Source organism: Spirochaetales bacterium (assembly GCA_016930085.1).
Taxonomy (GTDB): domain Bacteria; phylum Spirochaetota; class Spirochaetia; order SZUA-6; family JAFGRV01; genus JAFGHO01.
In genome coordinates, this window is the sequence record JAFGHO010000069.1 from 61,252 (window position 1) to 83,286 (window position 22,035).

Sequence of the window (22,035 nt, forward strand, 5' to 3'; positions counted from 1 at the left end):
ATCTCCCGATCGTCCGGTTTACATCCGCTGTTTCACGCTCAAAAGGCTTCTCCCGAAGCCGTAGACGTAGGCGGCGAAGATCAGAACGGCCCCGATGATCTTGAGAAACGCCCCGATGCCGATCGCGACGTCATTGACGAGCAGGGAGGCGAGGATCCCGAAGAGCGAGGGGGCCTTGAGGACGAACAGCCCGATGAGCCCGCACAAAAAGAGATGGGGTATCGAGTCTGATGAGTTTTTGAAAAAGAACTTTCCGACCCGCACGAGGACGACCAGAAATCCGTAATACGCCGCCGCGATGATAAAGAGAAAAATAATCGGGACGACCATGACGCCGATCACCGAAGCGACAAGAAAAAAAATGAGGACGGGAATAACGATGAGCGAGAAGACGAGATAAAGCAGCGTCGCCTTCCATTGGGTAAAAAGGCTTTCCACCTGATTGCCGATCGCGTCCTTTCTGAAAAAGAGAACGAGAAAAAGGATCAGGAGGACAAGGATAATGCCGAACAGTTCGATGAGAAAATGAATGGTCGCAGCCGACTGCGCCGTGGCAAGAAGCCCGATAAAGGGAATCGAGAACTCCGGCAGCGCGTTTTTGTTCCCCCGTATATACGAACCGCCCGCCTGTCTGATATTTCCGCCGACCGTCACCACGTCTCCCACGACAACGGAACCGGCATTGAGAACGGCATCCGCGCTGAAAACCCAGACATTCCCCTCGACCCTGCCGTTTACGGTCACGCGTCCGCCGAAACTCACCACATCGCCCCGGTAGGTTCCGTTTATCGATTTATCGCCGAAAAACACACCGCTCTGGGTGAGAAGGGTAAGACCGTTCAGACTCAGGTACAGTCTGTTTCTCCCGCTTTGCAGCGCTATTTTTATCGGGAACACTTCCCAGGTTTTTGTTTTGTCTCCGGCGGAATCGACGAGTCCGAATCCGATACTCAGTTCGTGGTCTTTATCCGCAAACTCGATGACACTCGGGTGAACGGTAAACCGGAGTTCGTTTTCGGCCGAATGAACCCGTAACATGGAAAAAAGTGCCAGAAGTCCAATAATTATTAATACGATTTTTTTCATATTCTGTTCCTTACTTTCCCTCTTGTGTTCAAGGTGTCTTGAAACCCCCTGATATAAACCAAAACAGGCGTTCACTTTCAATTATCGGCATAAATGCGTATCCTGTTATCCCATTAATCCGATATGACCTTAATCGACCCGCTGTCTTTCTTTTCTATAGACTCCGCGTCCCGCGACAACCTCTTAAAGAATATAAAAAAAGACCGTCCGTTACAATACTCCCGGTGACAGGATAGGGTGAAAAATCCTATTTCAAATAGAATAACGGATCGACCGTATCGCCGTTTTTATAAATGGAAAAATGGAGGTGGTTTCCCGTGCTGTAACCGGTATTCCCCATTTCTCCGAGAATGCCTCCCTGATTTACCATGTCCCCTTTTACGACCGTTATCTTGCGAAGATGGCCGTAGAATGTCTGAAGTCCCATCGCGTGTTTTATGATGACATATTTACCGTAAACGTTACTGTAGCCGGTTTTCTGGACCCTTCCGTCCAATGCTGCCCGCACGGGGGTACCGCCGCTGTTCGCAATATCGATCCCGTTATGAAAATGGCGTTTTCCCGAAATTGGATGGATACGGTTGCCGTAGCGGGAGGATATTCTGCCCCTGGCGGGAAAAACAAAGAGCGTACCAAGGACTTTCCGCAGTTCGTAGGTATTCATACCCGCGCCGGGAATAAAAAGCACCTCCCCCGGCTTGATAATCGAAGAGGCGATATTATTCCAGTCGAGGATATCTTCCAGAGCCACATTGTATTTTTCGGCAATGCGACTGAGGTTTTCCCCGCTTCGAACGGTATGGGGAATGCCGCTTTTATTCGGAATCAAAAGCGTCATGCCTTCCAAAACCCTGAAAACGCTTTTGATCTTGTTGTAACTGATGATTGTGTCGATGGTAACACCGAACCCGGCCGCAATACCCGACAGGGTATCGTTTTTCTTCACCGTATATTGCTTCATGGAAAGGGTGGCAATCCGATCCTGACCCGCCGAATATTCATACGTTTCCCGTATCTGATCCGATATTATCGCCTCGTAATACGCCTGACCGAGATCACTCTCTGCGGGGAGGGTGATGCCGGCTGAAACCGGATAACCTTCTACTATTTTCCCGCCAATCATTAATAGCCCGAAAAGCAGGAAAAAAAGACCTGAAGCGATGATAATCCTCTTTCGAATATCCTTTTTTGACCGCAGGTGCCTGCCAGGATTATCGGATTTGCGCCGGTCCTGATTTTTTTCCTTCACCTGCGGTAACGGCGCGCGCATATGCGCGATGGTGAGGAAAGGCTGTCTGCGCCTGAAAACCTGTTGATTGAGTAATGTCCCGATCATTATTCTCTCTTAATCATATCGACAATAATTTTGTTACATATTAGAATATTACTTCCACAGGACAATCTGATGAAAAATCGAGGTATATCACCCGGAATCGTCATCCTCACCGCCCTGCTTGTATTCATAGTGATCAAGCTTTTTATTCTGGATATCATGATCGTCCGGGGTCAATCAATGAAACCGACGCTGAATCCCGGCGATCTTATCGTAATCGATAAATGCGCCTACGGTATTGTTATTCCCCTGAAAAACCGCTATCTCTTCAGGTGGGGACGGCCGCGGCGTGGGGACATCGTTTTACTGCTGAGTCCCGAAAACACGACGGTAATCGTTAAAAGATGTGTTGCCATTGAAGGAGATTTTTTCGATATTAGGAATGGATATCTCGAAGTGGACGGCAACCGGTACCTTTACGCCCACCCGGATGGTATTACGAAAACGTTTACCGAATCCGTCGTTCCCGGGGACAGCATCATGGTATTGGGAGACAATCCGATGCAATCGGTCGATTCGAGAATGTTCGGATTTGTTCCGGTATCCGATATAATAGGGAGAGTCATCGGGCTGTGATGATACATACGACGAGGAAAGGGAAAAAATCCTTATAATGGATACAACGGAAGGCAAAAAAAGGCTTTTCATCTACATTATCTTTCTCTCGCTTCTCATTATTCCCCTTCTGATACGTCTTGGGTCCATCATGCTTTTCCCTTCGGAAAGGTTGCATACGGATCCGGCAACACAACCTGCAATCGAACGGGGACCGATTCTCGACAGGAATGGTAAAATTCTGGCGATACAGACAAAACTGAAATCGGTATCCGCCTGGATACCCTATCTCGATAACACTGAAGAAACCGCCCGCATTCTCGCGGATGTACTCGGAATGAGTGAAAAGCACATTCTCAACCTCCTCACCGGCACGACGAGGAAATATGTTTTCATCAAACGAAAGGTCACCCCCACCGAATCGGAAAAGATAGCTGAAATCAAATCACAAGGAAAACTGCGTGGTATCAACCTTGATGAAGAGTTCGCACGCAGTTATCCGCAATCCAGACTCGCATGCCACATTATCGGATACGTCGATATCGACAATAACGGACTCGACGGTGTCGAACTCGCATTTGACGAAGAACTTTCCCCAAAAATGTCCGATAGCGGAATCGATATCGTGTATGGAAACCAGCTTTTTCTTACCGTCGATATCAATATACAGTTTCTGGTCACGCAAATTGCGCGCGAAGTGTACGCCGAAAACGATGCGGATGCCGTCATGATCCTTGTCATGAACGCAAAAACGGGTGAAATTCTCAGTTCGGTATCGATTCCGGATTTTAATCCGAACGATTTCACACGATATTCCGATGCGGAAAGGACAAACAGGCCCCTCTTCGCTTCCTATGAACCCGGTTCCGTTTTCAAGATTTTCACCATATCATCGCTTCTTGAGGCGGGTGCGATCACGACCGTCGAAGAGTTTACCTGTAACGGGGTTTATGAGGGGGCGGGAGAACCGATCAACTGTCTCGGTATTCACGGCCGTATCACCGCGGCGGGTATCATCAAATACTCCTGTAATGTCGGCGCCGCTTTTGCATCCGAACATATCGGCGAACGCCGCTTTCACGATCAACTCAAACGCTTCGGATTCGGCGATAAAACGGGGATATCCCTGCCGGGCGAGACAACGGGAATTTTTCATGATGTCGAAGATTGGTCGGGGCGGTCAAAACCGGCCATCGCATTCGGACAGGAAATTTCCGTTTCGGCGATTCAAATGGCCGCGGCGGCGACCGCACTGACCAATGACGGCACCATACTCAAACCCCTGATCGTTAAAAAAATAGTATCCCCTGAAGGAAAGCTGATAAAAGAATACAATCGCGAACCCGTCCGGACAGCGGTCTCCCCTGCGACCGCACGAACCATGCTCGCCATGATGGAAGAAGCGACCGCGGGGAACGGTACCGCGCGCGGCGCCCGCGTTGAAGGTGTGCGTATCGCGGCAAAAACAGGAACCGCAGAAGCATACGATCCCGTCTCACATTCGATCTCAACAACGCATTTTATCCCCTCGATACTCGGTATTTTTCCTGCGGACGATCCGCAGTGTATCGTATACATCGTTATCGACCATCCCAAAGGGGAACATTATTTCGGAAGCAGGATTGCCGCGCCCGTACTGAAAAAGATTATCGAACAGATTATCCCTGTCCTCAACCTCCCCACGGACGACAATACGATTGTAAGGCATTCGGGTAATGTTGAACTCAGCGTGCCGCCCATCATTGAGATCGGCTCCCTGATGCCCGATCTGACGGGAACGCCGAAGCGGCTTCTTCTTTCACTATACAGTAACTCCCGTATTACCCTGCATATCCGGGGTGAAGGCTATGTCGTAAAACAGAACCCGCCCCCCGGCACGCCCGTCGGTCCTGACACGACGATTATTCTGGAGCTCGAATGAGTCTGCTTGAAACAAATCTCGGATACATCGACGGCTTCCATCCGTCACTCAAACATGTCGCTAAGGGTGTTTCCGCATCGGGGATCGAGATCCTCTCAACACCATCGGGAAATCCCACTATGCGGTATAAAGGCCTGTATATCCATAGTTCCCATAACCCGGTGAAGGAAGCTTCACAACTCGCCGAACGTGCAACCGCTTCTCCCGGCATCTCCTGCTGTATCATTTACGGTTTCGGCCTGGCTTACCACATCGAGGCTTTTCTTGAAAAGCGTCCTGAAACGCCTGTGTTGATTGTCGAACCCGATATATCCGTCTTCCTCAAGGCCCTGGAAACAAGAAACCTCCGCCCCGTCCTTGCCTCCCGCCGGGTGAGCATCTGCCTCGGCCCGATACCAGGCGATATTCTCCCTTACCTTGAAAGACTACCCCTTTCCGAAATCCAGATGATAAAACTCAGATCGCGCTACACACAAGAACGGGAGTATTTTCTCCGGATTGACGGCCTGATCGGCTCTGTGGTTTCGGCAAAAGAAATCAATCTGAATACATTGAAACGTTTCGGCAAGTTGTGGGTAAAAAACCTTGTAAAAAACATCCATTACCTTATCGGGATGCCGGGTATCTCCCTTCTGAAAGGACGCATGACCGGTATTCCCGCTTTGGTCCTTGCTTCCGGCCCATCCCTGGACAATGTGATGCCCCACCTTTACGAATTGAGCAGGCGTATGCTCGTTATCGCGGTCGATACATCCCTGCGCGCATGCATCGAATGCGGTATCGAACCCGATTTTCTCGTCATCGTCGACCCGCAATACTGGAATACCCGTCATATTGACTGGCTCGACCCGCAAAAAACCATCCTCGTCTCGGAGTCATCGACGCATCCCAGAATTTTCACGCTTCTTCGATGCAAAGGCTTTCTGGCAAGTTCCTTTTTCCCGCTCGGAAGATTTTTTGAATCGATAGTCGGCCACAAGGGGGTAATCGGTGCGGGCGGTTCGGTCGCGACCGCCGCCTGGGACCTCGCGAGGGGGTTCGGCGCCTGTCCCATTGCTATGGCCGGACTTGACCTCGGTTATCCCCGGAAACAGACGCACTTTCGAGGAGCTTTTTTCGAACAGCGTTTTCATATGCTCGCTTTCAGGTTTCTAAACGGGGAAACAATGTCGTTCCGGTATCTGCGGGAAGCGTCTCCCTTTCCGGAAACCGCGAATGACGGACAATACACCCTTACGGACAGGAGAATGTTCATTTACAAACGGTGGTTCGAATCACAGATGGCGATCTACCCGGAGACCGAAACACTTAATCTTTCACCGAAAGGAATTCGGATTGAAGGGATGAACACATCGACAGTCGGGAAGCTTCTCGATTTGCCCGTTATCCGCGAAAACCTGGATAAACGCCTTGAGGAAATCCGCGCCATCACAACCCGCTCCCCCCTGGAACAGGAAACCGGACGGATCGAATTAAAACAATCGATCGAATCTTTGTGTGAAGACCTCGGCAGACTCCGATCCGTCGCCGCCGAGGGCATCTCCATCACCCGGAAAGCTTCCGCGGGAATCAGGGCCAACATGCTCCCACGGGAATCGATTGAAGCCCTGAACAGGATCGACAGGTTGATTTGCTCGGAATCATCACGAATCATTGCCGGTTTTCTTCTTCAACCGGTGATTCAGGGAATTCTCCACGCTTCGGAAAACACCGGCCGCTCGGACGCGCGAGAGGTCCTTGCCGTCTCGGAAGACCTCTACCGGCAGCTATCGGATTCGGCCCGATATCACCATATGATTCTCTCACGCGCCCTGGATTCGCTTACGAAGTAACCGTCCGCCCTCCGCCATTCATTGACTCAAGTTTATCGCCATTATGCCGATGCAATGAATAGAACGACTAATGTTATGATGTATCATGATAAAAACGGTGTGCAAACGACATCCAGGCATACCGTTTTTTTTTGGTCGCATCGCTGAGACAACGTTAATTCAGGTTATTCACGCCGATCATTTATTTTTGAAATAGAGTTTGACCGCTTCCCGGCGCAACGTTTGAGAAGTGTCTTCCATGGCCATGATAATCAGGCGGAAAAGTATTTTTTTATAACCAAGCGCGTTGATCGTTGTGAGGATTTCCTGCTTTACTTCCGCGCCTGTTCTGAGAAAAAGTGCGGACAATTCATGGACGGACTGATGTATACGCAGCTTCCGTACGGCAGCCACCACTTCCGTGACCACCCGCTCGTCTTGATCACGGAGTGCCTTTCTCAAAAAAACCCAGGCGCTTTTTTTCCCCGATTCCCCGATCCTCCTTGCAGCATTGATTTTGACATCCGGATGCGTGTTCGAAACCAAAAGCCTCCCGAAGCCGAAAAGCCGATCGAATGCCCCGGGCTTGTGAGTAACGCCGCCGCCAAAGGAGTTCCCCGTAAACGGAGACCTTGTTTTCGACGTACCGATGCGCGACAGGATCGTTTTATATGCATCGACAACCGTCGTGAACATGAGCGGCGACCCCGTGCTTTGCGCGCTGTCCGGATGAAATCGTTTCACCATGCGTCTGTATGCCGATTTCACTTCTCCGAGTGTCGCGTCGGGATATAGATCGAGGACCTTAAAAAGATGGTAATCGTTCACTCACTCATTCCTTTCCCCCTCGAGGCGCGAACTGACTTCTCCGATCAAGGTTCCCAGTATGGTATGCATGGCGGCCAGTTCATGATAAGATCCGTTTGTCCTTGCGTAAAACGCTTTTTTTAATGCACTTTCGATTTCCTCATACAGAAGCGGATCGGATGTGCCGGTCATCGTTCCTTTCAGCCGCGTCAACTCCGTAATGAGTTGTGTCAACCGCTTTCTCAATGTTATTTTACCATAAATGATCCCGTTTGTACAGTGAAAAGATTGTTCGTCGAACATACAGACAACCTGGGAAAGAGAGGTCTTTCCTGCGCAATCGGTAAGGGTGACGCGAAGAAGGCCGTCCGTTCCCGCCGTGACTGTGATGCGAATTCTGCTTTTATATTTGGGCAGCTGCTTCAAGCCGGAAAGGAGAAGCCGGCAGAGTGTTTCGTGCGTTTCATCGTCAGACCGGCGGACCAGATGAATTTCTGCGGATTGCTGAAAGTCGGAAATCGTGGTTACTATCGTGCTTTTTCGCGCCGGAAGCGCCGTACCCTTTTTAAGCAGCGGAACAAACACGCCGTTTTCGATTTCACAGTCGATTGAAAAAGGAAGGATCTCTTCCAGTTTCACAATCCTATCCTTTTCTCTCTTCCAAAGAAATAATAAGCTCGATCTCACCGACCGGCAGATTAATCCGGCCGGCGATCAGTGCGGGAGAAAACCCCTGGTAATAGAGTTTCAACACCCGCTCACGGATACTCACGTCGCTCTCTTTCCTGTTTTGCGCTTCACCCTGCTGTTGCGTCTTTTTAATGATATCGCTGTAATTTTTACTCATGCTGTATTTCTCACTTTCACGCTGCAGCATGAGGATCTTTTTATCGGCTTTTTCCAGAAGCGCAGAAAGCTCCCGTACGCGTTGTTCAATGAGGGTGATATTCCGCTCTGTTATATTGTTGAGTTCGGCCATTATTTTGTTGACTTCGGAATGGATGTTATCGATCAGCTTTTGCGGATTGACGAGTTTTTTTATTGTTCGTTTCAAAAACAGATACACGATAAAAAATCCCGCCGCGAAAAGGCCTGTTATGAGAATGTATTCCATAATGACTCGTAGCTTTCTATCCAATAATATCGATATGATGACCCAGATGAGATTCTCTAAACATTTTCCTCTGCTCCTTTTTCAACGCTTCCTTTTCTTTCTCTCTTTTCCTGTTCCGATTCCTGTTTTCTTTCCTGTTCTCTTCTTCATTCACTTTTTCAACACCGTCTCCGATATCATGGGTTTCATTGACGGTCGCATCTTTATCGATCGTTTCTTTTGCTATTTCGGATCCCTGGAGTGATTGATGGAGCGGTGAAACATCCTTTTGAATCGCCTGCTCCTTGCCGACCTGATTCAGATGGGAAAACATGGTCTGTAAATCAATCGGAAGTAACGGCATCGTCTAGATGATTCTCCTTTTAAACTCCTCTTCTACCGCTTCATAGCGGGTGACGCGTATATTATTGTGCTCCAATATAAATGTAACAAATTTAAACTCGTTTTTCACCTCCAGATAGGCATCCCGTATATATAATTTAACACCGGGAAACACCCTCTCGGAAGCCGATACCTTCCCCTCTTTTCTGAGTGCGACCAGATGTGACTTGATTTCATCGATATCACCGTTGACCCGTTCGAGTTCGGAGGTAATATTGTTTCTTTTTTCACTTAATTCGGAAAGATACGCCTCCTTCTCCTCAGAAAGTTTTCGCTGGACTTTTTTGAGATTCATGAGGGTTTTTATGTTCAATTCAAGCTCTTCGAGTTCCTTATCCAGATCCGTTTTCTTTTTATCGAGAACGGCCAGTTTCTCCTTGCTCGACGGATCATAGCCGACTTCCAGAATCGTTTCCGTACCGGCGATCGAGCCGAGATTTTTGGCATTGATTTCTTCCGATGCCCTGAGTTTTCCGCCGACGATCGACGCCCGTCTTCCGGAACAGATTATTTTTCTGTTCGCGTCGACCGAGCTGTGGAGAATTCCCTCATTCACGACGACAAACTCCACAGCCTCCACGTGGGCGTGCTCGATGAACTTTGAGAAGACACTTTTACCGCTTCTCACACGCCCGCCGTTCTTCCCCAGGATACCCTGGTGAACGATAATATCGCCTTCCGCATCGAGGTTGCATTTGCCGACGTTCCCCTTGATTTCGATATTCCCCGCCGCTTTTATCGAAAAACCGTCGAGGACGCTTCCTTTGACGATAACGGTCCCCAGAAACAGAATGTTGCCTGTCTGGAGATTGACATCGCCGCTTACCATATAAATCGGCTCGACGTTTATTTTTCCACCGATCAGCATCACCTGGCCGTTGATCTCCGATATCGCGGTCATCCCGTCTTCCGATAATTTCACGTTCTTCCCGATCTGTATATCGACGTCGTTCCCCGATTTCGCGGGAATCGTCTTGCCGGTAACGGTTCGTCCCTCTACTCCTTTTTCAGGCGGTATTTTTTTTGCGAGTACCTGGCCCGCTACCACATTTTCAATCAGATTGAGTTCCTTGAAATCGATCCTTCCCGCTTCTTCCTTGAGGGTGATGTGGCCCCGTTCGACATTAAAATGATAGGCGATCTGCGCGTCCTTTCCGTTGACCGGTTTCGTACCTTCTGCCGCGACGAGCCTCATATTATATTGCGGATAATCTTCGAATTTCCGAATTTCGTCATGTAGAATGCCGTAGACGACACCATTGTTTTTGAGAATGGCCACGATACTGTCATACGTCAGATCGGCGCCGCCCAGACGGGGGGCCGTGACTTCCATGACCGCTTTCATTTCCATCTCTATAATATCGACGGACATTGAGGCGTCATGGACGGGATTATAATCGAACTCGCCGATACGGATGTATTTCTCCTCGGCCCTCTTGACGACACGCGAAATAATACCGACATCGTATCGCGTCACACCGCGTTGATGTATTCGCTCGAGTGCGTGTTTTTCCGTCGCCACCTTGCCTTTTCCCCTGGGCTTTGTCACTTTCAAAAATACACCGTCATGGGTAAGTCGAACGAAAACATCACCGTCCCTGTCTTCCATCACCGGAATATCCGCGCCGATTTCCTTTTTACCTGTTTCTATGAAATCGGGCATCATGACTTTTTCAGCGGATTCGTAGACGATAAGTTCCCACTGCTTTTTCCCGACGCCCCACACGCCTTTGGTTCCCCGGTTCAATATTTCATAATTAAGTTTATTTATCGGTACTCCCAGTTCGACTGAAGCTGATCTGAGGGCCTCCTCGAGGGAGTTCCCGCGTACTTCGATGGATTTTACCTCCCGGTCTTTCTCCAACTGCTGATTCATGTATTCCCGAAGCTGGGAAAAATTGATCATATGAGTCGTGCTCCTATACGATACCCTTCTTTATACTCGTGAGTTTGGTTCGCAATCTCATGATCGCTTTGGTGTGAAGTTGAGAAATTCGTGACTCCGTCACACCCAGCACCTCGCCGATTTCTTTCAGGGTAAGGTCTTCATAATAATAGAGTACAAGGACCTTTTTTTCTTTTTCGGGCAACTCATTAATCGCTTCGATAATAACCCGCTTGATTTCTTCCTTTTCGACAATAGTGTCGGGATTGAGATTTGAAGGCGATTCGATACTGTCCACAATCGATATTTTGTCGTTATCGTCCCCCGTATTCCACACATCATTCAGAGAGAGGATCGATGTACCGCTGATTTTCAAAATCAACTGCTGAAAATCACCGGCATCCATATTCATCGCCCGTGCGATCTCTTCGTCCGTGGCAACGCGTCCCAGCTGTGACTCGAGCATGCGCACCGTTTCTTCCACTTCCCTGCTTTTCTGGCGTATCGATCGCGGAACCCAGTCGATTGCCCGTAACTCGTCGAAAATAGCGCCCCGAATACGCGTGACGGCATAGGTCTTGAATTTGACATGTTTATCGGGATCGAACTTGTCGATTGCGTCAAACAATCCAAAGACTCCGAATCCGACCAGATCGTCGAATTCGACGTTTGTCGGCATTCCGATCGCTATTTTTCCTGCAACATATTTCACGAGAGGGGCATATTGCTTTATAAAAATATCCCGTATCTGCGGGTCTTTTTTATTTTTATAAAGCCGCCAGAGTTCTTCTTCAGATTTACCTTCCAAAGGATCTGCCATAATATTTACATCCTTCCTTTTTTCTTTCAATCCCTGTCCCTCTCAATCCAGGTATGAATGGCTTTTGCGGTTTTTGACGGATCCTGAACAAGTTCGGAAACTTTCGGATCGATCCTGGTCCGGCCGAAAGGATTCCTCACTTCAAATGATTCCGTCCCTGCATCCGATTCGTCTCCCACATGGGAAAAACTGCTTGAAAATGAATCGATCTCCGGCAATTCATCGAGATCGTCTTTTTCCATTGGTTCTTCCGTTATCGACCGTACGTCTTCATCATCGATATCTTCAATATCCATGGTCTCGTCCGTTGAATCAAGAGACCGTATACCCTCTGCCGTCTTTTTCGGTTTTTCCGCTATATCCCCTTCATCCGGTGCGGATTCAAAGACGCTTTCCTCATCAACCTCGCCGCTTTTGGTATCAGCCGAACCGTTTTGGGCATACGTCGTATCGCCTTCTTCTTCCAGTTCCAAAACGGTTTCGATTCCTTCCGCATCCGAATCAACATCCGCGGTATCATCATCCAAAGAATTATTCCTTTTCCGCTCTCCTTTCGCATGAGGGTTTTCCTCGGGAATTATCGCTTCAAACTCGCTTTCTTCGGATTTACCGTATTGTTCACCGCCTGTCATTTCCAGAAGTTCGGGCAGATATTTATTCAAAACGAGATTGAGGACGACCCCCAACCCGGCAAAAACAATCGACCATATGATAGCGCGTAACATGATCTCGAAGAACGGAACACCCCCGACACCTCCGGATAGAATCGCTAAAACTGCTGCAAACACTGCAAAAACTGCGACAATTTTCCAGTTTATCATTTAGTCCCTCTATTTACAGGATAAATTAAAAATATAAACCCGTCAAGATAGTTTAAAAGCATTTCCTTAAAATATGTCGATAACAGCTTTACGAATATTTTTTCCGTATTTTCTTGTGTGAGACGGTGAATATTCAGAGGAATTAACCGGAATTTGGTGTAATTAATATAAAAAAAGAATTTTTTCGTCTGTCCCCCTCCCTGTTCTTTCATAAGACGAACCTTTTGTTATCCGTACGGCCCGCGGCCGATATCACTTGACAAAAAGCTTTTTCAAAAATCCCCCTATCCCGCTTCCCTCCTTGTACTCGATATTCTCGAGTCTGCCGACCATGTGTTTGATACATATCGAGGCCTTGCTTTTTGCGTCCGCAAGGAGAAAAGGTTTTTGTTTGACGACACAGTTGTGGACAAGAACATCATCATAGACAAAACCGAGATAATCGATTTTCAGATTGAGGAACTGGCCTGCAATGTTGATGACCCGTTCTGCCACTCTTCTCCCTTCCGTTACCGTCTTCACCTTGTTGACCACGAGTTTGAGACCGATATTGATGTTATCGATTTCTGTCGCGATTATTTTGATAATTCCGTACGCATCGGTGATCGCGGTTGGTTCCGGAGTCGTCACGATAATCGCATCGTCGGATGCGGCAATAAAGGAAAGGACATTATTCGAAACACCCGCCCCGGTATCGATAATGAGAACGTCTGCATTCGAAAGTTCACTCAGTTCGACGATAATGTTCTTTCGTTCATCATCCGAAAGATTCGCGATTTTGGAAAAACCGGATGCACCGGCGACAATCTTGATTCCGTATCCCGTATCCTGAATAATCTCCTTCATTTTTTTCTGTTTTCTGATAAGGTGATACAGATTGTACCGGGGGATAATGCCAAGCACGACATTGACGTTTGCTAGCCCCAGATCGGCATCCATGACGACGACTTTTTTGCCGAGTTGTGCGTACGCGAGGGCGATATTAATGGCAATATTGGTCTTTCCGACCCCCCCTTTCCCGCTTGAAATTGATATAATGCGGGTATTCCGCCTCAATGAATCCGGATTGTTATTCCGCATTATTTCCCTTAATTTTTGTGCCTGATCTCCCATCTTGTTATCTCCAATTGTTAATATAGCATTCATCCTGTTTACCAAATACCTTTTCTATAAAATCTCGGTCTATTCTCAATCCCTCGAGTTTCATGAGAAACCGCATCACCGTTGCCTCCTCGATATCCTGGGGGACAACCTGTCCGTCGGTGATATAGGAAACCGGTTTGCTCTTTTCCGCGAGCACACTCATTATATTACCGATCCTGTTTGTCTCATCCAGCTTTGTCAGAATTACCGACTTATACATAAACGGCTCGAATTGCCTCAAGATATCTTCCACATCCGAGGCCTTCGTCGTCGCGCTTACCGCCAGATGAGTTTCGCTGTAGGTGCCGCATGCGTCGAGAATTCTCTTCATCTCCCCCAGTTTTTCGTAATCCGCGGGGCTCTTGCCGATCGTGTCGATTAAAATCAGATCGACATCCTGATAAAGGGCAATCGCCTTTTGCAACTCATTATAAGTTTCGGCAAAGCTGACGGGAATCTGCATGATCTCTGCATAGGTTTCTATCTGCTTTTTTGCCGCAATCCGGTAATTATCGATCGTAATCATCCTCACCTGGGATACCGGCTGCTTTTTATTGCCCAATCCGTAGATCGCGGCAAGTTTGGCGATCGTCGTCGTTTTCCCCACTCCCGTCGGACCGACAACTATATATATAATCGGCTTTTTTTTGCTGAACCGAAAGGGCGGATAAATCAATATTTGTTCTCCTATCCGCCGGAGGACGCTCTGCCTCAAGGCGGCCGTATCGTTCAGGGCTTCGATCGAAAACTCCTTCTCCAGTGATCCGATAATTTTTCGGATAAAAGAAGGGGTGAAATCGTTCAATTCAAGTATTTCTCTTACCTGATCCAGCGCGGGATTGGAAACGGCCGTATTATCCCTACCGCCCGAAAGTTGTACCTTGATCTGCTTGATTTCCCTGAGTATTTTTGCCATTGTCTGTTCCTTGTTTACGGCATCGAGAATTTTTTTCTTCTCGTCCTCATCTGCGTATCGGCGTGGCGCAGGCGCATCCGATAAATAACCGGTTATCTCGATTCCCTCTTTTATAAAAAGCCCCATAAATCCACCGGTTCGCACGACACGATGGGTGAGGAGACGTGCCTTGTCGCCGTATTGCCGTTTCATGGCATCAATCGCGTCCTTCAGTGTGTGAGCCTGTAATGTAAAATACTGCATGATCTGCCCCTTCTCTCATTCTGATATCGCAATACAGACATACTCCCTCAAAGAATATGAATGCGCATCAGCCGCCGGATGAGATATCCAGTGATATCTCCCCCAGGCTTTCGATCGTTATATCCGTCGTTATCTCCGGTACGGAAAGTACCACGAGATGCGGTATCTCCCTCTTTGCACTCCACTTCACCGCGGCACGCGCGGCTTCCGAACAGAGAATAACGGGATTCAGACCCTGATCCTGTACCTGTTTTACCGCATCGAGCAACCCCGTTATCCACTTCCGCTGCAGACCCGGCTCGAGTGCCGCCGTCACCCCGATATTCGTTTCCACCCTCGCATCGATCATCTTCTGTTCGAGTTCAGGATGAAGGGTAAGCACCCGTATCACCTTCAGATCGTCCGCATAGGTATGACATATCTGACGCCGCAGGGCCTGGCGTACCTTTTCGATAAGAAACGCGACACTTTTCGTCACATCACCGTAATCTGCAAGGGTTTCGAGAATGGAAACGATATTCCTGATCGAAACCTGTTCCCGAAGCAGCCCCTGCAGTACTTTGTGAACCTCGCTTATCGAAAATATTTTATGTACTTCTTCGATCACCGCCGGATAATCGTCTTTCAACGTATCCAAAATCGTCTTTACTCCCTGCCGTCCGAGAATTTCTGCGGCATGATGCTTTATAATCTCGGTAAAATGCGTCGCGATAATGGATGGCGGATCGACAACCGTATACCCGAGTTGCTCCGCCCGCTCGCGGTGTTCTTCGAGAATCCAGATCGCGGGGAGTCCGAACGCGGGGTCCTTTGTCGATTCGCCCGGTATTTTTTCTTTTACTCCGCCCGGATTGATCGCCAGATAATGTCCCATCCTGATCTTGCCCTTTCCCACTTCGACCCCGTTTATCTTGAAACAATATTCGGGCGGTTCCAGCCTCATATTGTCGATGATGCGGATCCTGGGCACAACAATGCCGAGTTCGAACGCCGATTCCCGCCGTATCCGGGTTATTCTGTTGAGGAGTTCCGCCCCCTGGTCCTTGTCCACAAGCGGAATGAGTCCGTAACCGATTTCAAGGGAAAGCGGGTCGAGCGGAACCACCGGAGACATCTCCTTTGGAACCTCCATCTCCTTTTCCTTCACCTTTTTCAGCTTTTCCTTCTCTTCATCGGAAAGGATTTTGCGGGAAAGAGTAACCGCGAGAAAAATCATGAGACCGGAAAGCGGCATGAGGACATACCAGGGAAATCCCGGAAGCAGACTCAGTAAAAAGAGAATCGCTGATGCGATCCAGTACGGTCTCGCCTGCCTGCCGAACTGGCCCGTCACGTCCTTCCCGAAGGATGATTCGGAAACCGAACGGGTAACGATGATACCGGTGGAGGTTGAAATGAGAAGCGCCGGAAGCTGCGTTACCAGCCCGTCACCGATCGCGAGCGGGATATATGTGTTGACCGCAATATCCATGGTCTCCGCGTGAAGCAGTACACCGACAATCATACCGCCGACGATGTTGACAAGGGTAATAAGAATTCCGACCTTCACGTTCCCCGAAACAAATTTGGAAGCACCGTCCATCGCCCCGTAAAAATCAACCTCTTTCTGGAGTTCATTCTTCTTTTTTGTGGCCTCTTCCTCAGTAATAAGGCCCAGGTTGTATTCGGATTCAATCGCCATCTGCTTTCCGGGCAGCGCATCAAGGGTGAATCGTGCCGCGACTTCCGCGACCCTCGTCGAACCCTTTGTAATGACGATAAATTGAACGATGATGATAATGATAAAAATGATCAGTCCGATGACATACCCCTCGGTCCCGGTAGTCCCGACGACGAATGTGCCGAACGCCCTGACAATCCTTCCGTCAAAATGGCTTCCCTCGACGAGGATAAGCCGCGTCGACGATATATTAATGGCAAGGCCGAAAACGGTAAGAATCAGAAGCAGGGTCGGAAACACCGTAAACTCCAGGGAATGTTTGGTATAGAGGACGATCAAAATCACCAGGAGACTCAGGACAAGGTTGAGTGCCATAAAGGCATCGAGTACGAACGCGGGAAGCGGAATCACGATCATCATGACGAAAAGCACGACGCCGACTGCGACAAAGAGATCGCTCGGCTGTCTGAAAATATCACGGGTTATCTGACGGATGTCTGCCATACGTTCCTCCTTTCACGTGACATTATACGGCGGCGTATCGTTTCCCGCCTAATTTCATCACCTGTGCGAGAATCAGGGCGACGACTTCATAAAATTTCTCGGGGATCGAGTCGCCGATATCCACTTCCAAAAAAAGCGCCCGCGCGAGCGGCTTGTTCTCGACAACAGGAATCCCGTGCTCCTCGGCCGTCTCCCTTATTTTATACGCCATGTGGTCGGCCCCCTTGGCGACCACCGTCGGACTCACCATCGTTTCCTTTTTCCATTGAAGCGCGATCGCGTAATGCGTCGGGTTGGTGATCACCACATCCGCTTTTGGCACTTCTTTCAGCATGTTTCTTTTAAGCAATTCCTGCATTTTTTGACGAAGCCTGCTTTTGACAAGGGGGTCCCCTTCGTACATCTTGCGCTCTTCCTTGACTTCCTGCTTGGTCATTTTAAGAGATTCGAGATGTTTCCTTCTTTGAAAAAAGTAGTCGAAAATAGAAAGGACCAAAAGCGCGATCGCCGATTCGATTACGATCCTGAACGCGAGAAACGCGAAAAGCCCGAAGCTTATCATAAAATGCTGATTCATAAGCATGGCGATCTTCTTTATTTCCATAGCAAGGTTCAAAAAAGCGATAAGTCCGATGATGATAATCTTGAATACCGATTTACCCAGATTAAAGAGGGCTTCCGTCGAGAGAAATGCACGCTGTATGAATTTGCCGAACCTCGGAATGATCTTGTTGAAATCGGGAATAATCGGCTTGACGGTAAAGAGAAATCCCACCTGAAGTACGTTTCCCAGAAAGGCCGCAATAAAACAGATAAGCAGGACCGGAAGGGCCAGCTTCATAAAAAATGTTAAAAAAACCGGAAGGACATGGAAATCGCGTGTTATATCGATCTCGCATGAGCGCTCGATAAAATATTTAAGCATTTCGATCGAATTTTGCAGCAGATATGAGGAAAGCAGGCCGATCGTGACAATGGCGACAAGGAGGATAAGAGCCGATGTGAGTTCACCGGATTTGGCTACTTTTCCCTCTTCGCGCGCTTTACGGATCTTGTGTTCGGTGGGTTCCTCGGTTCTTCCTTCGTCCTCTGCCTTGGCGAACCATTGAATATGGATGCCGCAAAACGAAGGTTCAGCCGCCGTACGGAACCCCGTTCTCGAGACACAAATAGGGTACCGTCTATTGATCTCTTCCCGTATCTCCTTCATCCGCCGCCGCCTTTCATACCCAGAATCAGCCGGGACACACCCTCGAATCCGGCATCGAGCATATGCCTGAACGTCTCCATGAGAAAAGGGATGGTCGCGAAGATGATGAGAAACGCGACGCCGATGGCGATGGGAAACCCCATCATAAGGAGGTTCATCTGCGGGGCGGCTTTCGCGAGCAGGCCGACGGAGATCGATATGATAAAGAGCGTACCCAAAATTGGAAAAGAAATCATGAGGGCGGACTCAAAGAGCCTGCCCAGACTCCCCATAAAAACAGACAGGATCCTTTCCCTGCCGATCACGATATTGATCGCCTTGATCGCTTTGAAAGATCCGCTCATACCGACCACGATAAACTTCTGAAATCCCCCCGTCGCCACGAAAATCAACATGGCAACGAGATTGAAAAACTGGCCCAGAAGCGGTATTTCGATCTGTGCAAGGGGATCGAAGACTTCGGAAGCACCGAATCCCATCTGAAGGGAGAAAAACTGACCGGCCACCTGAAAACTCGAATACACGACATACAGAAAAAACCCGATGATGATGCCGATGAGCGCCTCTCCTATAACGAGCAATGCGTAGTGGATGAAATCATCCGGCAGGGGATACCCGTCCGCCACGACACCGGGGAAAATAACAATACCCACAAAAAGCGAAATACCGACCTTCGCAATCTGGGGAATCGCGCTGGATGAAAGAAGCGGCGCCACTTCCATCATGGCGAATATCCGGAAGAAGACGAGTAAAAAAATCTGAAAATTTGTAACGAACAGCTCTATCGTCCGCCTCCTCTACTTTGCCAGGGTCGGTATCGCCTGGATTATTTTTATCGTAAACTGGGCCATGGAGGAAAATATCCACGGTCCGAAGACGATAATCGAACCGAGAATCGCGGCAATCTTCGGGACAAAGGTGAGTGTTTGTTCCTGGATCGAGGTTGTCGCCTGGAACACGGAAATGATGAGACCCACCGCGAGTCCGACAAGCAGCATGGGTGAAGCGATCAACAAAATCTGTAAAATACCGCTTTGAATCAGATTAACCAGAATTCCGAAATCCATCGTTTCCTCCTTTCACCTCACAAAAAGCTTTCGATCAACTGCCTGATAATCAGATCCCACCCATTGACCAAAACAAAAAGAATAAGCTTGAAGGGCATAGAGATCATGACCGGCGGAAGCATGATCATACCCATCGACATCAGGGTAGACGCGACGACCATATCGATGATGATAAATGGAATGAAAAGCAGTATCCCTATTTTAAAGGCGATCGTGAGTTCATTGAGAACAAACGCCGGGATAAGGATGAATGTCGGCACATCCTTGTCGGTTTTCGGCTTCGGCAGTTTCTGCATATTCATGAAAAGTTTGATGTTGTCGTAATTGCCTTCGAGCTGCCTGAACATAAACAACCGGATCGGTGCCTCGGCGTTTTTGTACATCTCCTCGATCCCGATCTCCTCGTCCGAAAAGGGCTTCAAGGACGTCTCATAGATCTCGTTGAATGTCGGCCACATAACGAACAGTGTAATAAATAGGGCGAGTCCCATAAGCACCTGGTTCGGTGGGACCTGCTGCAGTGAAAGCGAACGCTTTATGAAATCAAAAACAATCGCGATACGCAAAAAACAAGTCATGAGAATCATGATCGATGGTGCCAGGGTAAGGACCGAAAGAAGCAGAAGCAGCTGAACAGAAAGGGCGACTTCCCTGTTGTTTTCAGCTTCGCGAACATTTAGATCTATATATGGAAATCCGGGGACGGCAGGTGCCGTTTCTTCCTGGGCAAACACCGATCCACCGGGCATTAACAGGAACACGATAAGTATCCAGAAAATGAGTCTTTTGTTTTTCATCTCCCCTCCCAGGTTCATTTATCGGTTTTATCCCGCATATCACGAACGCATTCGATCATGAATAACCTCCCGACCGCCTCATGCCGGATATTTGTTCAAAACCAATGACAGCATTTTGATTATCGATACGCTTTTTTTCCGTTTATCTCCTTTATTTGAGTTTATTCAATCGTTCCTGTTGCCTCTTCATAAAATCTATCGGGTCTATCATCGATGTATCCTGTTTTTTTCCGGGATTGAACAGACGGGACAGTATATCGGAAAAACTCTGCTTAACCACAGGTGTCGATTCCGCCGCCTGAAGCCGTACCGTATCAAGGGTTTCCTTGTCCGAAATTTCAGATATAAGCGAGATACCTCCCGCACCCGAACCGACCAGATAAACGAGATTTCCGAGCCGGACCAGATAGAGCATGTCGCTTCCCTGAAGCCCCTTTGCCGCAAGGATCTGGATGAGTTCAGTTTCCGGTAACCGTTTTTTCATTCCCTTTTTGAGAAAGAAGAAGAAAAGGTAAATAACCCCCACAACGCCGGCAAGGACCAGAAGCATCCGGACAAACTCCCAGATATCCACGAGATTTCCGGGCTGTTCCGCTTCCGAAACCGTCCCGTCCTCCACAGCGTCCCCTTCTTCGATAATAAATACAGGATCTTCGCTTTCAGGAAGGTCCGTTTCACCACCTGCTTGTTGTCCGAAGAGAGAAAATAAGGGTAACAATATTATCATCACGATATAAAAAAGCAGAGACAAGCTTTTAGTTTTCAGTTTCGTTCCTCCCAGTTAACGATACTATGTTTATATACCGATATCTACAATAAATCAAGTACTTTTTGCGAAATTCCTATGTCAGATCCCCCATCCTTTCCATAGGAGATACGATTTCCGTCACACGGACGCCGAAGTTTTCATCGATGACCACGACCTCTCCCTTGGCAATAAGCTTGTGATTCACCAGTATATCGACCGGCTCACCGGCGAGCTTATCGAGTTCGATGATCGTCCCTTCACCGATACCCAGAATATCCTTTATCAGTTTTTTTGTCCGGCCGAGTTCGACGGTCATCTCCATATAGACGTCCATGAGAAGACCGATATTCCCCTGTTCCTGGGGATTTGCCCCCTGCTGCAGATTAGGAAACTGCACCGATTGCACATTCGGTTGATTCGATCCCTTACCGCTTCCCATTATGTTGTCAAAAGGTTGTCCCATGTCGTTATCCGCTCCTGTCCCAAAAGCGTCGGGCTGAAACATCTGTCCGGAATCCGAAGTCACTTCCGATTTCATGTCCGGACCTTCGTCCGCCCCGCTTAAGCGTCTGGCAATTTCATTTGCAAGACTGGTCGAATAAATATCGACCATCCTCGACGATTGACCTGCAACCGTCATCTGATACTCCACAACAACGAAATTATCCCCCTGCGGAAGGGATATCCCCGTTTTGGGGAGTTTCTGAACCGAAGGCGGCGTGGTAACGATCGTTGCGTTAATCTTGTTGCCGATAGCCGTTATCGCCGGGCTTATGATGTTCGATATCGCCTCACCGATCGTCGAAAACGCCATTTCGTTCAATTCGACGCCGTCCTGGCCCAGCATCAGACTCGCCATTTTTATCGCTGCCTTGACATCGAGAAGAGTAGAATGTTCTCCGCTCACCCCTTCACGGAAATCCGCCCGGATTTCCACGACATCGTTCGGCAGATCACCGACAAGCTTGTCCTTTGTTTTTATTGAAACCTTCGGTTTTTTTATAGTTATCTTCTGGCCTGCCAGCATCGAAATGTTGGAACTCTGCGAATCCACAGCCCCGGCAAGTACCGTCCGTAACGCGCTTATCTCCTTGTCGGAAAGGGTTTCCTCACCCCCTCCCGCGTCGGTATCAAAATCCGAACCAAGCTCTATCGTATCCGATCCCTGCAACAAGGCATCTATTTCATCCTGGGAAAGAGAACCATCACTCAT

Annotated in this window: 21 protein-coding genes; 3 read left to right on the top strand and 18 right to left on the bottom strand. The window is 48.5% G+C overall.

From position 1 onward, the window contains the following. Window positions 1-18: 18 nt before the first annotated feature. Both JW881_12435 and JW881_12440 read right to left on the bottom strand, forming a co-directional pair. Window positions 19-1,086, bottom strand: coding sequence for a hypothetical protein (locus JW881_12435; GenBank protein ID MBN1698313.1), 1,068 nt, complete (start codon window positions 1,084-1,086; stop codon window positions 19-21). A gap of 247 nt (window positions 1,087-1,333) precedes the next feature. Further along, a complete protein-coding gene (locus JW881_12440; GenBank protein ID MBN1698314.1) occupies window positions 1,334-2,422 on the bottom strand; it encodes a M23 family metallopeptidase in 1,089 nt (362 codons plus the stop codon). Window positions 2,423-2,491: 69 nt separating this feature from the next. Between JW881_12440 and lepB the strand changes: the two genes are divergently transcribed. Genes lepB through JW881_12455 form a run of 3 tightly spaced genes read left to right on the top strand, consistent with a single transcriptional unit; the run spans window position 2,492 to window position 6,727 of the window. Next, window positions 2,492-2,995, top strand: coding sequence for a signal peptidase I (lepB, locus tag JW881_12445; protein MBN1698315.1), 504 nt, complete (start codon window positions 2,492-2,494; stop codon window positions 2,993-2,995). A gap of 37 nt (window positions 2,996-3,032) precedes the next feature. After that, window positions 3,033-4,895, top strand: a complete 1,863-nt coding sequence (locus tag JW881_12450; protein ID MBN1698316.1) for a PASTA domain-containing protein — start codon at window positions 3,033-3,035, stop codon at window positions 4,893-4,895. Beyond that, window positions 4,892-6,727, top strand: a complete 1,836-nt coding sequence (locus JW881_12455) for a motility associated factor glycosyltransferase family protein (GenBank protein ID MBN1698317.1) — start codon at window positions 4,892-4,894, stop codon at window positions 6,725-6,727. Before JW881_12450 ends, JW881_12455 begins: the two co-directional genes overlap by 4 nt. Window positions 6,728-6,904: 177 nt before the next feature. On the opposite strand, the gene JW881_12460 is transcribed toward JW881_12455, so the two are convergent. The 16 genes from JW881_12460 to fliY form a co-directional block, all read right to left on the bottom strand. After that, on the bottom strand, window positions 6,905-7,534 hold the full coding sequence (locus tag JW881_12460; protein MBN1698318.1) for a DnaJ domain-containing protein: 630 nt from the start codon (window positions 7,532-7,534) through the stop codon (window positions 6,905-6,907). Further along, on the bottom strand, window positions 7,535-8,152 hold the full coding sequence (locus tag JW881_12465; protein ID MBN1698319.1) for an Hsp70 family protein: 618 nt from the start codon (window positions 8,150-8,152) through the stop codon (window positions 7,535-7,537). A gap of 4 nt (window positions 8,153-8,156) precedes the next feature. Next, complete coding sequence (locus tag JW881_12470; protein MBN1698320.1) at window positions 8,157-8,627, bottom strand: hypothetical protein; 471 nt, start codon at window positions 8,625-8,627, stop codon at window positions 8,157-8,159. Window positions 8,628-8,643: 16 nt separating this feature from the next. Next, a complete protein-coding gene (locus JW881_12475; GenBank protein ID MBN1698321.1) occupies window positions 8,644-8,970 on the bottom strand; it encodes a hypothetical protein in 327 nt (108 codons plus the stop codon). A gap of 3 nt (window positions 8,971-8,973) precedes the next feature. Next, the gene (locus JW881_12480; GenBank protein ID MBN1698322.1) at window positions 8,974-10,914 is read right to left on the bottom strand and encodes a FapA family protein; all 1,941 of its coding nucleotides are present in this window, start codon (window positions 10,912-10,914) and stop codon (window positions 8,974-8,976) included. A gap of 13 nt (window positions 10,915-10,927) precedes the next feature. After that, a complete protein-coding gene (gene whiG, locus JW881_12485; protein ID MBN1698323.1) occupies window positions 10,928-11,713 on the bottom strand; it encodes an RNA polymerase sigma factor WhiG in 786 nt (261 codons plus the stop codon). A 26-nt stretch (window positions 11,714-11,739) separates the two neighbouring features. Then, window positions 11,740-12,534 carry a hypothetical protein gene (locus JW881_12490; GenBank protein ID MBN1698324.1) on the bottom strand — a complete coding sequence of 265 codons (795 nt, stop codon included), beginning with the start codon at window positions 12,532-12,534 and terminating at the stop codon, window positions 11,740-11,742. A gap of 252 nt (window positions 12,535-12,786) precedes the next feature. After that, window positions 12,787-13,647, bottom strand: a complete 861-nt coding sequence (locus JW881_12495) for a MinD/ParA family protein (GenBank protein ID MBN1698325.1) — start codon at window positions 13,645-13,647, stop codon at window positions 12,787-12,789. A gap of 4 nt (window positions 13,648-13,651) precedes the next feature. Then, entirely contained in the window at window positions 13,652-14,836 is a 1,185-nt protein-coding gene (locus tag JW881_12500) for a flagellar biosynthesis protein FlhF (GenBank protein MBN1698326.1), read from the bottom strand. Window positions 14,837-14,903: 67 nt separating this feature from the next. Beyond that, window positions 14,904-17,000 (bottom strand): flagellar biosynthesis protein FlhA, encoded by a 2,097-nt coding sequence (gene flhA / locus JW881_12505; GenBank protein ID MBN1698327.1) that lies wholly within the window; start codon window positions 16,998-17,000, stop codon window positions 14,904-14,906. A gap of 22 nt (window positions 17,001-17,022) precedes the next feature. Next, the gene (gene flhB / locus JW881_12510) at window positions 17,023-18,210 is read right to left on the bottom strand and encodes a flagellar biosynthesis protein FlhB (GenBank protein ID MBN1698328.1); all 1,188 of its coding nucleotides are present in this window, start codon (window positions 18,208-18,210) and stop codon (window positions 17,023-17,025) included. Continuing rightward, on the bottom strand, window positions 18,207-18,935 hold the full coding sequence (fliR, locus tag JW881_12515) for a flagellar biosynthetic protein FliR (GenBank protein MBN1698329.1): 729 nt from the start codon (window positions 18,933-18,935) through the stop codon (window positions 18,207-18,209). Before fliR ends, flhB begins: the two co-directional genes overlap by 4 nt. Window positions 18,936-19,007: 72 nt before the next feature. Then, entirely contained in the window at window positions 19,008-19,277 is a 270-nt protein-coding gene (gene fliQ, locus JW881_12520; protein ID MBN1698330.1) for a flagellar biosynthesis protein FliQ, read from the bottom strand. Window positions 19,278-19,294: 17 nt separating this feature from the next. Then, complete coding sequence (fliP, locus tag JW881_12525; GenBank protein MBN1698331.1) at window positions 19,295-20,074, bottom strand: flagellar type III secretion system pore protein FliP; 780 nt, start codon at window positions 20,072-20,074, stop codon at window positions 19,295-19,297. 151 nt (window positions 20,075-20,225) lie between these two features. Then, window positions 20,226-20,801, bottom strand: coding sequence for a flagellar biosynthetic protein FliO (locus JW881_12530; protein MBN1698332.1), 576 nt, complete (start codon window positions 20,799-20,801; stop codon window positions 20,226-20,228). Window positions 20,802-20,916: 115 nt separating this feature from the next. Next, window positions 20,917-22,035, bottom strand: a complete 1,119-nt coding sequence (gene fliY, locus JW881_12535; protein MBN1698333.1) for a flagellar motor switch phosphatase FliY — start codon at window positions 22,033-22,035, stop codon at window positions 20,917-20,919.